General features: G+C 31.8%; 17 protein-coding genes. 4 read left to right on the plus strand and 13 right to left on the minus strand.

Annotation, left to right across the window (positions count from 1 at the left end):
- Positions 1-140 precede the first annotated feature (140 nt).
- Positions 141-1,010 carry a hypothetical protein gene (locus tag ISP08_RS07515; protein ID WP_195718216.1) on the plus strand — a complete coding sequence of 290 codons (870 nt, stop codon included), beginning with the start codon at positions 141-143 and terminating at the stop codon, positions 1,008-1,010.
- A gap of 89 nt (positions 1,011-1,099) precedes the next feature.
- Here ISP08_RS07515 and nucI read toward each other — a convergent pair whose 3' ends face one another.
- Positions 1,100-1,642, minus strand: coding sequence for a thermonuclease NucI (gene nucI, locus ISP08_RS07520; RefSeq protein WP_195718217.1), 543 nt, complete (start codon positions 1,640-1,642; stop codon positions 1,100-1,102).
- A gap of 192 nt (positions 1,643-1,834) precedes the next feature.
- Between nucI and ISP08_RS07525 the strand changes: the two genes are divergently transcribed.
- Together ISP08_RS07525 and ISP08_RS07530 are read left to right on the plus strand one after the other, a co-directional pair.
- On the plus strand, positions 1,835-2,026 hold the full coding sequence (locus tag ISP08_RS07525) for a hypothetical protein (RefSeq protein WP_048794008.1): 192 nt from the start codon (positions 1,835-1,837) through the stop codon (positions 2,024-2,026).
- Between the two features lie 230 nt (positions 2,027-2,256).
- Positions 2,257-2,412, plus strand: coding sequence for a hypothetical protein (locus ISP08_RS07530; RefSeq protein WP_161800956.1), 156 nt, complete (start codon positions 2,257-2,259; stop codon positions 2,410-2,412).
- A gap of 41 nt (positions 2,413-2,453) precedes the next feature.
- Here the strand turns inward: ISP08_RS07530 and ISP08_RS07535 are convergent, their stop codons facing one another.
- The 9 genes from ISP08_RS07535 to hflX form a co-directional block, all read right to left on the minus strand.
- Entirely contained in the window at positions 2,454-3,056 is a 603-nt protein-coding gene (locus ISP08_RS07535) for a response regulator transcription factor (protein WP_195718218.1), read from the minus strand.
- The gene (locus tag ISP08_RS07540; protein WP_195718219.1) at positions 3,053-4,147 is read right to left on the minus strand and encodes a sensor histidine kinase; all 1,095 of its coding nucleotides are present in this window, start codon (positions 4,145-4,147) and stop codon (positions 3,053-3,055) included. The genes ISP08_RS07535 and ISP08_RS07540 overlap by 4 nt, the downstream gene beginning before the upstream one ends.
- Complete coding sequence (locus tag ISP08_RS07545) at positions 4,144-4,878, minus strand: ABC transporter permease (RefSeq protein ID WP_195718220.1); 735 nt, start codon at positions 4,876-4,878, stop codon at positions 4,144-4,146. Before ISP08_RS07545 ends, ISP08_RS07540 begins: the two co-directional genes overlap by 4 nt.
- On the minus strand, positions 4,875-5,738 hold the full coding sequence (locus ISP08_RS07550; RefSeq protein WP_195718221.1) for an ABC transporter ATP-binding protein: 864 nt from the start codon (positions 5,736-5,738) through the stop codon (positions 4,875-4,877). The genes ISP08_RS07545 and ISP08_RS07550 overlap by 4 nt, the downstream gene beginning before the upstream one ends.
- A gap of 191 nt (positions 5,739-5,929) precedes the next feature.
- Positions 5,930-6,124: a hypothetical protein gene (locus ISP08_RS07555; protein ID WP_195718222.1), complete on the minus strand. Its 195-nt coding sequence runs from the start codon at positions 6,122-6,124 to the stop codon at positions 5,930-5,932.
- 128 nt (positions 6,125-6,252) lie between these two features.
- Positions 6,253-7,593: a type I glutamate--ammonia ligase gene (gene glnA, locus ISP08_RS07560; RefSeq protein WP_048794014.1), complete on the minus strand. Its 1,341-nt coding sequence runs from the start codon at positions 7,591-7,593 to the stop codon at positions 6,253-6,255.
- Positions 7,594-7,615: 22 nt separating this feature from the next.
- Positions 7,616-7,984 carry a MerR family transcriptional regulator gene (locus ISP08_RS07565; RefSeq protein WP_048794015.1) on the minus strand — a complete coding sequence of 123 codons (369 nt, stop codon included), beginning with the start codon at positions 7,982-7,984 and terminating at the stop codon, positions 7,616-7,618.
- Positions 7,985-8,236: 252 nt separating this feature from the next.
- A complete protein-coding gene (locus ISP08_RS07570) occupies positions 8,237-9,475 on the minus strand; it encodes a methionine gamma-lyase family protein (protein ID WP_195718223.1) in 1,239 nt (412 codons plus the stop codon).
- Positions 9,472-10,728 (minus strand): GTPase HflX, encoded by a 1,257-nt coding sequence (hflX, locus tag ISP08_RS07575; RefSeq protein ID WP_195718224.1) that lies wholly within the window; start codon positions 10,726-10,728, stop codon positions 9,472-9,474. Before hflX ends, ISP08_RS07570 begins: the two co-directional genes overlap by 4 nt.
- A 107-nt stretch (positions 10,729-10,835) precedes the next feature.
- Here hflX and ISP08_RS07580 point away from each other — a divergent pair, with 107 nt between their 5' ends.
- On the plus strand, positions 10,836-11,309 hold the full coding sequence (locus ISP08_RS07580) for a glutathione peroxidase (protein ID WP_195718225.1): 474 nt from the start codon (positions 10,836-10,838) through the stop codon (positions 11,307-11,309).
- A gap of 115 nt (positions 11,310-11,424) precedes the next feature.
- On the opposite strand, the gene hfq is transcribed toward ISP08_RS07580, so the two are convergent.
- From hfq to ISP08_RS07595, 3 genes are read right to left on the minus strand one after another with little or no spacing between them, the layout of a single operon-like run.
- Complete coding sequence (gene hfq / locus ISP08_RS07585) at positions 11,425-11,634, minus strand: RNA chaperone Hfq (protein ID WP_195718226.1); 210 nt, start codon at positions 11,632-11,634, stop codon at positions 11,425-11,427.
- A gap of 4 nt (positions 11,635-11,638) precedes the next feature.
- On the minus strand, positions 11,639-12,583 hold the full coding sequence (miaA, locus tag ISP08_RS07590) for a tRNA (adenosine(37)-N6)-dimethylallyltransferase MiaA (protein ID WP_195718227.1): 945 nt from the start codon (positions 12,581-12,583) through the stop codon (positions 11,639-11,641).
- Between the two features lie 5 nt (positions 12,584-12,588).
- Positions 12,589-13,530, minus strand: coding sequence for an alpha/beta hydrolase (locus tag ISP08_RS07595; RefSeq protein WP_048794021.1), 942 nt, complete (start codon positions 13,528-13,530; stop codon positions 12,589-12,591).
- Positions 13,531-13,727 lie beyond the last annotated feature (197 nt).

A 13,727-nucleotide genomic window follows, 5' to 3' on the forward strand; every position in this document is an offset into this window, starting at 1 on the left:
ACTATGCTAATATTATTGATTAGTTAGCTATATTTTTTATATAATTACTAAGTGTAGTTATACCGTTGAGCTAATAATATATAATTATTAGACGTTGTTTTATTTATATTTTAAATTTTAAGTAGATTAGGATGATAAAGATGTTTCTTACTATAATATTGTTGATAATCATCTTTTTATTGATTATTGCTTTATTTTTTGACCACCGTTTCATGCAAAATAAATTAGATACTGAAACATATGCTAAAAACCAATTGGTTAGAAAAATTAGCACAGTAACTAGTGAAAATACAACTTTGCGAAACCAAATGCTTAACTTTGATGCTAATAACGATAAACATCATCATGGTATTAGAAAAGCAAAGCAAGATTTAACTGATATTATGGCTAAACTTGTCGATAATCATCAATTAGCAAACTTTGAAATCATTTCGACGAGTAATTTGGCTGTAAGACACCCACTTTTTGAATATGCACGTCACTTTGATTATATTGTTATTACCGAAAAAGGCTTATTCAATATCGACGTGAAAAACTGGAAACAAAAAACTTTTTATCACTTTAATGTAGATCCTGAGCAAGAAAGTGATAATAGTATGAGTGATAAAACAGAAGATCAAATCGTTGGTCGTTATATTGCTAATAAATTTCACAGCCAATTTAATTCAACTCGCATGACGAGTTACACATTTATTGAACGCATTAAAAAGAATACTGTTATCTTTGATTTTTATAGCCAAGATCCGTATAAAGAAGCAGCTTATAACACGAAAATGTTACAAGAAAAAATCAAAGAAAATGTGCATCACAATATAAACAATGTCGGTTTAGTTTACTTTACTGATGGTTCGGTTAATTTAATAGATGGCCCAACCGAACGTGAAAAATATGTTGAAACTGTTTCTTCAAAATCAAATCTTAAACATATTATAGAAGAAACTGTAACTTCAGCTGACGAATCACTATCTAAAGAACAATTCGACAGATTAGTTGCTCGTTTTCAAGATTAAAATATGAAGAGCATTGTTATCATTATTAGATAACAATGCTCTTTTTTTATCCGTATTTGTGGTTCTTTAAACAATCATAATTTAAAAGATTAATGATTTTTGCTCCAAATATTTAAATGTTTAGATTGTGCATCTGCTTGTGCTTTTTTAAACACATCTCGATACTTACCATTTGGCGCAAAATATTTCTCTCTAGCCAAACCTTTTTTAACTAATACTTCATTAAACATTGTTTTTTTATCTAACCATACGTAAGCTAACGTACGTCCATATCTATCTTTCGGTTCCTTATCATATTCCAAATATACATCCTTATTTGTCAAATGATCTTTGGTGTAGTTTGAAGCAGCTTTGCCATATGGTTGTACTGGCGTATTGGGTTTGACCGTTTCAGGCGTATCCATACCAATTAATCGCACTTTCAGTTCATTATTGTCATTATCTTTAGCGACAAATGTATCGCCATCTACGACTCTTTCTACATGAACTTTACTCGTCTTATCAGGGCCATTTTCTGTTGTTTTATTATCATTATTGGCAAATGGACCACTGTGATTTATAAATTGAAAAAGCAATACGCCAATTACGACAACACAACAAACTAATATGGTCACTTGTTTTGAAGATTTCATTGTTGCACCTACTTTACTAAATTAGTACCGATTTATCATATATAATATATGAAGCACCGTCAATAATTAATTCACTAATTAAATAAACGCTGTATTTTCAGCCGAATTTAGCAGTTTAGTGACAAAATGATTTTTTATATCTTTATATAACTACATCATGTTATAATATCGATTGATAGGAGTTGAATAAACTTGAGTATTTTTAAAGAAAATATGATTTCAATAATTGCTGTTGTCATCGCAATTATTGTTGGATTAATCTTACAATATCAATTCCAACTACCACTGATCGTTTCTGCTATGTTAGCAATCTTTTTAGGGATTTTCGTAGGATTTATTATTGTATTGATACAATCCATTGTTTCTAAAAAAAATAAAAAATAATTAAAGAGCCAAACTTGAGCATATTAACATCATGCATACATTATAGATGATGCTAAATTTGCGTTTGCTCTTTTTTTAAACTTATATTTAATATTTTGCACTTCTTTAGTTTCAATCAATATTTATCGGGTAATATTTATTTTAGTTATGATGAATAACTATCTATTTTATGGTTACAGTATTTTTCTATTAAGTAAGTGATGATATTACAAAGGGGCCGAACAACATTAATGAAAATTATTAATCTTTTGAAAGAAAATAAAGATATTAAATATACCGTTCAAACAAGAAAAGGTAATACGTTTGAACATCGCATACCAATTCATACACCTAGTGATCAAGTAAGTAAAATACTTTTTCTAGTTGAACAATATAATGACAAATAAAATTAAACCTTTAGGTCAATCATAAATGACCTAAAGGTTTTTTATATCCATCCTTTTTCTTGTGCTTTTTTCCATGCTTCAAACCGATTTTCAACCTCTAATTTGTCAATAATATTAGAAGTATAATTTCTAACGGTGCCGTCTGATAAAAATAATGTTTGCGCTATTTCCTTACTTGTTAAACCTTTGCCTATTTCTGTTAATACTAATTGTTCTTTCGCAGTCAAAGGATTTTTATCTTTAAACATTGTAGTTACTAAAGAATCACTATATTCTTTGTTTCCATCCATAACACGATGCATCGTCTCTACAAGTTCATCAACCGAACGTTCTTTTAACACATAAGCATCTACATCATTTGCTACTGCAGATTCAAAATAACCTGGCCTTTTGAATGTAGTAACGATGATGACTTTAATGTCCAATTGTGCCTCTCTGATATTGCTTAAAATTTCAAGTCCAGTCATCGTAGGCATTTCAATATCTAAGATAGCAATAGCGGGTTTATGCTTTTGTATCTCTTGCCATGCTTCACCACCATCGCCTACTGTTGAAACGATATTTATTTCTTCATGGAGTTCCATTAATTGAACCATTGCCTGCCTAAGCATAGATTGGTCTTCTGCTATTATAGTCGAAATCACTGTTCTACACTCCTTGGTATTAAGACTTCAATACATAAACCATTGTCATTATAAGTAGCTAACGTGCCATTTAATATATTAACGCGTTCTTTAATACTCTTTAGTTCAAGCGAGGCCACATCACTCACACCAACACCATCGTCTTTAATTATCAATTTCACCGATTTGTCAGTTAACTGTAATTGGCCATCTATTCTAGTGGCTTGTGCATGTTTTACTACATTATTAATTGCTTCTCGTAATATCATAGCCATTGTAGATTGTCGAGTTGCTGATAGTTTTTCAGCATACTCAGCGTTGCTAAATTCAAAAGTTAAATTTGCATCTTTAAGCAAATTAGCTACAGCCTCTATCTCTTCTTTAAAAGAATTAATTTTGAGATCATTAATAATCGAACGTACTTTGGTTAAAGCATCTTTAGAAATATGATTTACTGCAGTCATTTCTTCAATAGCTTGTTCGGGCTTATTGGCAACTAATTTAGAAGCTAATTCAGATTTCAAACTAATACTCGCAAAAACATGACCTAACGTATCATGCAAATCTTGAGCAATTCGTGTTCGTTCATGTTCAGCAATAAGCATGTTAATTTGAGCATTTTTTTCATTCATTTTTAATTTAAGTTTACTTGTTTCTACTCTTTTAAAATTACCAATGGTTATCATTAATATAACTAAATAATAAATAAGTAACATAAGTGCAGCGTCGTATTCCTTAAACCATGTAATTATTAAACACGTAATCATAGTTAAGATCATTAAGTTAAATGCTAACGACTTAATCTTCACCTTTAGCAAAAATGGTAAAGCAAAGGCACTAAAAAAGAAATATAAACTCATATACGGCGAAATACTAATGACAAAGTAAATAATACAGAGATAGTGAATTACTAATAATAACATCAACCATTGTTTAGATAATACTGCAAATAATAATATAAGCGTGCAGTATGAAATGGTAAAAATGATAAAAATAATTACGTAAAACCAATAATTACCATCAATTTCCATAGTAAACAAAGGTGTGATAGCAAAAAGCAAATATACTAAACTCGATAATTCTACTACTCCTATATTAAGACGCTTAATCATACTTCCACTTCTCTTCTTTTTCTAATAAGTAAAGCTATTATCAAAAACAGTATACTATAACCTATTAAAATAAAGAAGGCATGGTAACTAAACGGGTCTCCCTTACCAATATCAAAAGCAACCTTTTTTAAGTTATACGTTGGTGTTGCATGAGAAATTTGCTTCAACCACTCTGGAAATTGTGTAGTTGGATACCATAATCCCCCTATAACTGCTAATCCTAGATATAGTATACTCCCAATACCACTTGCTTTTTGAACATCATTTAATTGCGCAATTAGAACGCCTACACCTAGAAATGTGCTTGCACCTATCCACAATATGACACCTGAAGAAATCCATTCTGCTAATGACATATTAACGTTTTTATAAAAATGTGCCACTGTAAATATAACAACGATTGATATTGCAAATTGAATCATTATTTTTAAAATTTTAGCTCCGTAATATTGATAAGGTTGTAAAGGTGTACGAATAATATTTTTATACCATCCAGTTACCTTTTCAGTAATCATTTCCATTGGAAACTGCATTAAACAGAAATTTGATAAACTGAATGCCGTCATACTATACATGTATTCCTTGTTGAATGCTTTTTCAACATCTTTTGGTAAATCTAAAATTGAAGTAAAAATGATATAGAATATTAATGGTAGCAAGATGGCTAACATTAAATTCACCCGTTTTCTTAAAGTTAAGCGCATTTCAGTAAGAAAATAATGTTTCATCATAACGATTCCTCCTTGTTATTACTAAAAATTGATTCTAATAAACTCGTTTTTGTAATTTCAATTTCATTTAAATCTACTTCTGCATTCAATAAAATTTGTACAGCTTGATTTACATTGTCTGTTTGTATTTCATAGCTATCTTTAACTCGAGTCATTTGATTATGATTAAACTGAGATTGCAAATATTGATGCTTTAACGGTAATTTAATAATCGAATTGTGCTGATTTGCTTTTAAATTATTAGGACTATCATTCATTACAATTTCACCTGATTCAATAACGACCACTCGGTCCGCCATACGTTCTACTTCTTCAATATAATGCGACGTATATAAAATAGTGACTCCTTGCGCTTTCAAGCCATCTACAATATCCCAGAAATGTTGTCTCATTTGCACATCCATTGCACTTGTAGGTTCGTCTAATATTAAAAATTTAGGATTACCTATTAATGCCAGTCCAAAATCAAGTATTCTTTTTTGACCACCTGATAACCTATTAGCAAATTCAGACATTTTATTTTCACTAAAGCGCGTAATCTTAGAGAATTGCTCATATGAAATCGGATTTTTATACATACTTGAAAATAAATTATATAGTTCTTTAACTTTGATTAATTCAGGAAATATTGTCTTTTGAAACATGATTCCTAAATGTTTTTCATTTAATAAAGCTTCATTATCGTCTATTGATCCTGATGTTGGATGGCGATCGCCAATGAGTATATCGATTAAAGTAGATTTACCAGCGCCATTAGGTCCAATTAGTGCAGTACACATACCCTTATTAATTTCAAAAGTCGCATTGTTTACTACTGCTTTGTTTTTATATTTCTTTGATATATTGTTTATTTTAATCATGTTCTTCACCTCACATTTAAGTTACTTTTATTATAAAAAATCCCTAGTTAATCAAGTAGTGTATAATGTCATAAATGCGAGATGACTAATGTCATATATTTTAAGTTTACATAACAAAATTATTGTAGTTATAAAACAAAAAAATTTACCACCAAAGTTAATATACTTTGGTGGTAATAAATAATACTATATTAGTTTTTTACTAAAGTTAAAAATGCAGTGACCTTTTCTTCAGTTGCAGGATATCTTTGTTCTTCAAATTGACGAATTGTCGAGTTTAGTAATTGATAAGCTGACACATCATCACTTTTTAAGTATTCGTTGATTTTCGTTTCCAACTCTTTTAATGAATCTGCTTCTAAAATTTCTAATTTAACTTCTTGCATAATCTTCACTTCCTTAAATTATGGTTATCATATATATACCCAATAACTTGTAATATATTCAATAAAAAAACGACCATAGCCTCAACTATGATCGTTTATATTAAGTGCTAGTCCCCTTTACTTAGCACCTAGTATTGTTTCATGTATTGTTCTCTTTCCCATTCTGACACTTGTGTTCTATAGTAATCCCATTCAATTGATTTAGAATTTAAGAATTGATTATAGATATGGTTACCAAGCGCTTCTTTAATAACTTTGTTTTCACGCATTGATTTAAGCGCAGTGTATAATTGTGAAGGTAAATCTTCGATACCGATTGCTTCACGCTCATCACGGTTCATTTCGTAGATATTTTGGTTAACTGGTTCTGGTACTTCTAATTTATTTTTGATACCGTCTAAACCAGCTTGTAAAATTGCAGCTAATGCCATGTATGGGTTTGCTGCAGGGTCTACTGAACGAATTTCAACTCTTGTTGATAAGCCACGTGAAGATGGTACACGGATAAGTGGTGAACGGTTTTTACCACTCCAAGCGATGTAACATGGTGCTTCATAACCTGGTACTAAACGTTTATAAGAGTTTACTAATGGGTTACATACTGCAGTGAAGCCACGTGCATTTTTAAGAATACCAGCAATAAAGTGATAAGCGTCTTTAGTTAATTGCATGTCGCCATTTGGATCAAAGAATGCATTTTCTTTACCATCAAATAATGATACGTTAAAGTGCATTCCACTACCATTAACACCAAATAATGGTTTTGGCATAAATGTAGCATGTAGGTTATGTTGACGTGCAATTGTTTTAACAACAAGTTTGAATGTTTGGATATTATCACAAGCTGTTACAGCATCTGCATATTTAAAGTCAATTTCATGTTGTCCAGGTGCTACTTCGTGGTGACTTGCTTCGATATCGAAGCCCATATCTTCTAATTCTAATACGATATCACGACGACAGTTTTCACCTAAATCTGTTGGTGCCAAGTCGAAGTATCCACCATCATCATTTAATTCTAACGTAGGTTCACCTTTTTCATCTAATTTGAATAAGAAGAATTCTGGTTCTGGCCCTAAGTTTAAGTCAGTAAATCCTAATTCTTGCATTTCTTTAAGCGTACGTTTTAGGTTAGCACGTGGGTCACCTTCGAATGGTGTACCGTCTGTTTTGTATATATCGCAAATTAAACGAGCAACTTTACCTTGACCAGCAGTCCATGGGAAAATCACCCAAGTATCTAGGTCTGGATAAAGATACATGTCAGATTCTTCGATACGTACAAAACCTTCGATAGAAGAACCATCAAACATCATTTCATTATCTAAAACTTTTTCTAATTGGCTAACAGGAACTTCAACGTTTTTGATAGTTCCTAAAATATCTGTAAATTGTAATCTTAAATATCTTACATTTTCTTCTTTGGCAAACTTATGAATATCTTCTTTTGTAAATGTACGTTTTGGCATTATGTAATGTCCTCCAGTAATTTTATTTAATAAATCGTGATAAGTCTCCACGATTTATCGGTAAAGCTTCGCGTTGTGGTTTTTGTGTAGTATCCACAATCATTCTTTTTCTAATCTCTTGTTCTTCAGTTGTTAAATGTGCATGATCATCATTAAAGATTTGTTTAATACCTTTAATATTAAAACCTTTTTCTATTAAGTTTTTAATTTCTAATAGTTTTTCTAAATCATTTAACGAAAACATGCGTTTATTACCTTCTGTTCTTGAAGGTGTAATGAGTTCATGTGTTTCATAATAACGTATTTGTCTCGGTGATAATTCACTTAATTTACTAACAACACTCATAGAGAAGACGGGCATATTTCGTCGCAATGCATCTTTTGACTTCATCTCCATCACCTCTATTTTTGAACTTATAGCTAATTTAGCATACTTAGTGAAGTAATTCAAAGATATGTCATGTTTCCTTACATATTTATAAAAACTGTCATATCAGTACTTCATAAGGTCGAGAGCATAACGACATATAAATTTTTTGAAAATTTCCACAATAATTTCGTTAACCACCCGTTATTTTTAGCATAAAAAAACACCAATTCTTCTGAATGAATTGATGTTCTTTATATGATTTAACTATTCAATTTATACTAACTCATTTTCTCTTAATCGTTCTACCGCTCTTATAACAGCAATTTTTACATGTTCATATGTTAAACCACCTTGTATATATGCTTCGTAAGGGGGTCTAATTGGTCCATCTGCTGATAGTTCTATAGATGAGCCTTGGATAAATGTACCGGCTGCCATAATGACATCATCTTCATAACCTGGCATATAAGCTGGTTCAGGGCTAAAGTGTGCATTAACTGGTGAAGCGTGCTGGATACTTTGACAAAATTGTATCATTTGCGCTTTATCTGTAAATGTTACTGTTTGAATCAAATCAGTTCTCGTCACATCGTATCTTGGCGTTGTGACCATGCCAAGTTTATCTAATAGTAAGCTTGTAAATAACGCCCCTTTCAAACTTTGGCTCACGACGTGTGGCGCTAAAAAGAATCCTTGATACATATCTTGTAATGTGTCGAGAGAAGCACCCGCTTCTTTACCAATACCTGGAGCAGTTAAACGATAGCCACAACGTTGAATCAAATCTTTTCTACCAGCAATATAGCCACCTATCTTCGCTAAACCGCCGCCTGGATTTTTAATTAATGACCCAGCTATTAAATCTGCGCCACATTCTATCGGTTCACGTAACTCAACAAACTCACCATAGCAATTATCGACAAAGACAATAACTTGTGGAAATTGTGCTTTGATTAATTGAATTGCCTGCTCAATTTCGTCTAAATTTATAGATGGTCGTTGATCATACCCTTTAGAACGTTGAATTGCGACAACTTTTGTCTGTTCGCTCATATGTGCTAATACGGCTTCGGTATCAATCGCACCATCCTGTAAGTCAACCTTATTATAGATTACACCATGTTCTTGTAAACTTTCTATGCCATCTCCATTAATACCTATTACTTCTAACAATGTATCGTATGGGTCTCCGGTAATATATAATAATTCATCATTGTATTTCAATGTGCTTTGTAAAGCTAATGTTATGGCATGTGTCCCTGAAATAATTTGAGGTCGGACTAATGCATCTTCAGCTTTAAAAGTACGTGCGTATATTTCTTCTAAATGATCTCTACCAAAATCATCGTAGCCATAACCTGTTGTACCTTGTAAGTCACTTTCAGTAACTTTGACGGCATGAAATGCATCTAGTACTTTTTCTTGGTTTGTTAACGCGATGGCTTCAATTGCATCAAAATATGGTCTTAACGTTGTTTCAGTTTCTTTTACGAGTTGCTTAATGGATGTCATTCATTTTTACTTCCTTCATTAACTTTTTCATAACCTTTAATTTCATAAGTTTCTTGTTCTTCATTAAAATTTAATTCGGTTACAAGCGTGTGTTGCTTTAAATAATATAATCTATCCGCTTCACTACTTGCCAATGTTTCTTCATAATACGTTAATGTTCTTTTTATTTCTTCAATAAGTAAGTTATTAACTACATCAATATCTTGTTCATCTTGGCTAGATACGAATACATGTGGTTTGTTAGATGAAGGTTGTACACCTTCATGTAAATCTTTTTTATTAAATACGATCGCTTGTGGAATTTGTTCCATATTTAAATCTTTTATAATTTTATTTACTGTGTCATATTGTGTTTTATACTCTGGATGACTACTATCTACGACATGCAATAATAAATCTGCATCTTTGGCTTCTTCCAATGTAGACTTAAACGCAGCAATTAAAGTGGTTGGTAATTTTTGGATAAATCCTACTGTATCTGACAAGATAAAATTAAAGCCTTCATTTATTTTAATTTGACGCGTTTTTGGATCTAATGTGGCAAAGAGTAAATCTTGTTCATACGTAGTCTCTTGTGCTAAGGCATTAAACCATGATGACTTACCAGCATTTGTATAACCAATCAATGCGACTTGAAAGACATTTTTTTGCTCTCTCTTAGCTCTATAGCGTTCACGATGATCAACAACAGTTTGTAATTGATGCTTAATCTCATTCATACGTGTACGAATATGACGGCGATCCATTTCTAATTTAGTTTCACCTGGACCTCTCGTACCAATACCGCCACCTAACCTAGATAAACTTCTACCATGCCCTTGTAAACGTGGCATTAAATAGTCTAATTGTGCTAATTCGACTTGCAGCTTACCTTCCTTACTACGTGCACGCAAAGCGAAGATTTCTAATATCAACTGTGTACGGTCAATAACTTTAATATTAAGTTGACCATTCAATGATTTAGACTGTGCCGTTGTTAATTCATCATTTGTTACTACGACATCTATATCATTAAACGTAATATAATCTTTGATTTCTTCTAACTTACCCTTACCAACATAATATTTATTATCAAAATGAGTTCTATTTTGAGTGAATTGTGCTTTAACGTCTAACTTACAAGTAGTTGAAAGTGCGGCTAATTCTTCCATAGTGGATTCAAAATCAAATTCTTCTTCCTCTTGGGCATGCACCCCAACTAAGATTGCGCTCTCGAGTTTCTTTTTTGTATCATGTGTTTTTTGTTGGCTCATGACATGCACCTCATTTCAAAGTTTTTTCTAAGCCATTTTATCATAGTGTGAATATAAAGACTATCATAGTAATTTGTGTTAAATTATTGATTACAGAGGTGATAACAATGAGTATATATGATATTTCGGTACAAAAGACAAACGGTGAAGAATATAAACTAGACGCTTACAAGGGTGATGTACTCCTCATCGTTAATACGGCAAGTGAATGTGGTTTCACGCCACAATTTGAAGGTTTACAGCACTTATATGAACAATATAAAGACCAAGGTTTGATGATTCTTGGTTTCCCATGTAACCAATTTGGAGGTCAAGAACCTGGTTCTGGTGAAGAAGCTACACAAAACTGTAAAATTAATTATGGTGTGTCTTTCCCAATACATGAAAAAATTGATGTCAAAGGGCCAAATCAACATCCTTTATTCAAATATTTAACTGAGTCCCAAAACGGCTTCCTTAACGAAAAAATTAAATGGAATTTCACAAAATTTTTAGTTGATAGAGAAGGTAATGTCATTAAACGTTTCTCTCCACAGAAGAAACCAGAACAATTAGAAGAAGAAATTAAAGCTTTACTATAATTATATTTTTAAAGACATAAAAAGAGGCTATAACGAATCTGACTTTCTACGTTACATTAACGTAATCATCAGTTAAGTTATAGCCTCTTTACTTTGATATTAATTTATTATTAGGTTACTCGCTATCGTCGATTGTAAAAGTACTAATAGCATGCTTGTAAATCAAGTGTTGTTTTTCTTGTGAAAACAAGCATACAGTTGACTCATCAAAATCTTCGATTACACCTTTAATTTGAAAGCCATTAATTAAAAAGACTATGATGTTTGTCTTTTCTTCTTTAAAGCGCCCTAGGAATTGGTCTTGGTTGTTGTTCTGTGTAATCATCTTACTAACTCCTTCTGTTTATTTGGGCGGAAACCTCATCTAAGATTAATGAAAGTGACTTCGTCTCTTTATTTAACCAAATCACGTCCAGTTTATTCTTAAACCAAGTCATTTGGCGTTTTGCATAATTTCGTGAGTGTTGCTTTAACTTTTCTATAGCTTGTGCTAACGAAACACTCCCTTTTACTACTGGGACTATCTCTTTATATCCAATAGCTTGCATACTTTGACATGGTTCATATCCATGTTCAACGAGCTGTTCTACTTCACTTAATAATCCGTTCTCCAACATTATATCTACGCGTTTATTTATTCTGTCATATAATAGGTCACGCGACATTTCCATCCCTAATAATAATGTATCATAATTTTCTGTGAATTGTTGCATTTTCATACGAGAACTTAAAAGTTTTTTTGTTTTTAAATAAAATTGGATTGCGCGTAACACTCTTTTTCGATTATTAGGATGTATTGCTTCTGCAGATTCTGAATCAAACGACTTTAGGTAGTCGTGTAATGCTTGATTTGAGTAAGTTTCAAATTGCTGCATTTTCTCCTCTAGTTCTTGTGCTTTTTCCGCACTAATCGTCTCATCTTCAAAAGCATAATTATAAATAAGTGATTGAATATAAAGACCGGTACCACCAACAATGATGGGTATTTTACCTTTGGCAGTTATAGTATCTATTAATGTTTGCGCTCTATTTTTGAAATCGTAAGCCGAAAAAGTATCATCTGGATTTAAGATATCAATCATATGATGTGGGACGCCGTCCATTTCTTCTGTCGATACTTTGGCTGTACCGATATCCATGCCTTTATATACTTGCATAGAATCGCCACTAATAATTTCGCCATTAATTCGTTTTGCTAATTCAATACTAAATTCGGTCTTTCCCACAGCTGTTGGTCCAACAATAACAACGATGAACGGTTTCTGTTGTTGCAAATTTATCACTCACTTTTCTGTATTCTCTGCGCTCTTAAAATTTGTTTATCAATCCATTCAAACATATGATGCCATATCGTATCATGTTCTTTTTCTAATAAAATTTCATGGCGTTTATTTTTATATAAATGCACCGTAATATGTTTTACATTGCCTCGCTTAAATAATTTACCAAGTTTATGGATGCCTTTACCGTAATTACCCAATGGATCTTCTTTACCAGAAATCATAAGTATCGGCATATTAGGGTTCATCTGAGTTATAAATTTATGTTTGCTCGTTTTAACGATATGTTTTACAGTTTGGTAAATCAATTGGTTAGACACTAAAAAACCAGTTCTTTCATCTTTAATAAATGCTTGAACTTGTGCATCATCTGATGATAGCCAATCACTTTTAGTCTTTAAATTGTCAATCCGTTTATTTAAAGATTTATACATTAAATTGTTTACCCAGTTTAACCTTTTACGTTTACCACTCATTAATGTAATACATTTCAATGCTGCTTGTAACGTATAACCTACAATTTTTGGATAATAACCAGTACCTGTTAAAATCAATCCGTTAATAGACTGTGGGTATTTTTGTGCAAATACACGTGCGATAATTGAACCCATTGAATGACCGATGACAATATAAGGTAAATCTTTATAGTTCGCACATAAGGTTTGTGCGATTTCAAATGCATCTTCTGCTACTTGATCAAAATCATCTATATGTCCAATATTCTTTTCAAGTTCTTCTTGATTATGCCCTCTATGATTGTGTCGAATAACATCATATCCTTGTTGATTTAAAGCTGTTACTAATTCGTCATATCGCCCCATATGTTCTGCCATGCCATGAAAAATATGTACTACACCGATTGTAGACTTTTTAGCCTTATTTAATTTAACTTCTAACGTTGCACCGTCTGCAACTGTTATTTTTAAATTACTTTGTCCCATGTAGTTGGCCTCCATTCATGACTTAATGTTTAGATTAGTACTATATACTATGGTATCTACCACAATTAATAAGATTGTAGTCACTCCAGTATATTTAAAACAACACTATTTTGAACCATACGCTTGTTATTATTTATTTTATAGAACTTATTGCTTTCATACAACAACCACACTCAAAAATTCGGTTTACTTTACGA

Origin of the sequence: Staphylococcus lloydii, from assembly GCF_015775975.1 — a bacterium.
In the GTDB taxonomy this organism is placed as follows: Bacteria; Bacillota; Bacilli; order Staphylococcales; family Staphylococcaceae; genus Staphylococcus; species Staphylococcus lloydii.

Coding starts and splice junctions, on each gene's coding strand:
- ISP08_RS07595 (WP_048794021.1), bottom strand. CDS start 13,530: ATGGGACAAAGTAATTTAAAAATAACAGTTGCAGACGGTGCAACGTTA.
- hfq (WP_195718226.1), bottom strand. CDS start 11,634: ATGATTACACAGAACAACAACCAAGACCAATTCCTAGGGCGCTTTAAA.
- nucI (WP_195718217.1), bottom strand. CDS start 1,642: ATGAAATCTTCAAAACAAGTGACCATATTAGTTTGTTGTGTTGTCGTA.
- ISP08_RS07530 (WP_161800956.1), top strand. CDS start 2,257: ATGAAAATTATTAATCTTTTGAAAGAAAATAAAGATATTAAATATACC.
- ISP08_RS07580 (WP_195718225.1), top strand. CDS start 10,836: ATGAGTATATATGATATTTCGGTACAAAAGACAAACGGTGAAGAATAT.
- ISP08_RS07565 (WP_048794015.1), bottom strand. CDS start 7,984: ATGAAGTCAAAAGATGCATTGCGACGAAATATGCCCGTCTTCTCTATG.
- ISP08_RS07545 (WP_195718220.1), bottom strand. CDS start 4,878: ATGATGAAACATTATTTTCTTACTGAAATGCGCTTAACTTTAAGAAAA.
- ISP08_RS07550 (WP_195718221.1), bottom strand. CDS start 5,738: ATGATTAAAATAAACAATATATCAAAGAAATATAAAAACAAAGCAGTA.
- ISP08_RS07555 (WP_195718222.1), bottom strand. CDS start 6,124: ATGCAAGAAGTTAAATTAGAAATTTTAGAAGCAGATTCATTAAAAGAG.
- ISP08_RS07540 (WP_195718219.1), bottom strand. CDS start 4,147: ATGATTAAGCGTCTTAATATAGGAGTAGTAGAATTATCGAGTTTAGTA.
- ISP08_RS07515 (WP_195718216.1), top strand. CDS start 141: ATGTTTCTTACTATAATATTGTTGATAATCATCTTTTTATTGATTATT.
- hflX (WP_195718224.1), bottom strand. CDS start 10,728: ATGAGCCAACAAAAAACACATGATACAAAAAAGAAACTCGAGAGCGCA.
- glnA (WP_048794014.1), bottom strand. CDS start 7,593: ATGCCAAAACGTACATTTACAAAAGAAGATATTCATAAGTTTGCCAAA.
- ISP08_RS07570 (WP_195718223.1), bottom strand. CDS start 9,475: ATGACATCCATTAAGCAACTCGTAAAAGAAACTGAAACAACGTTAAGA.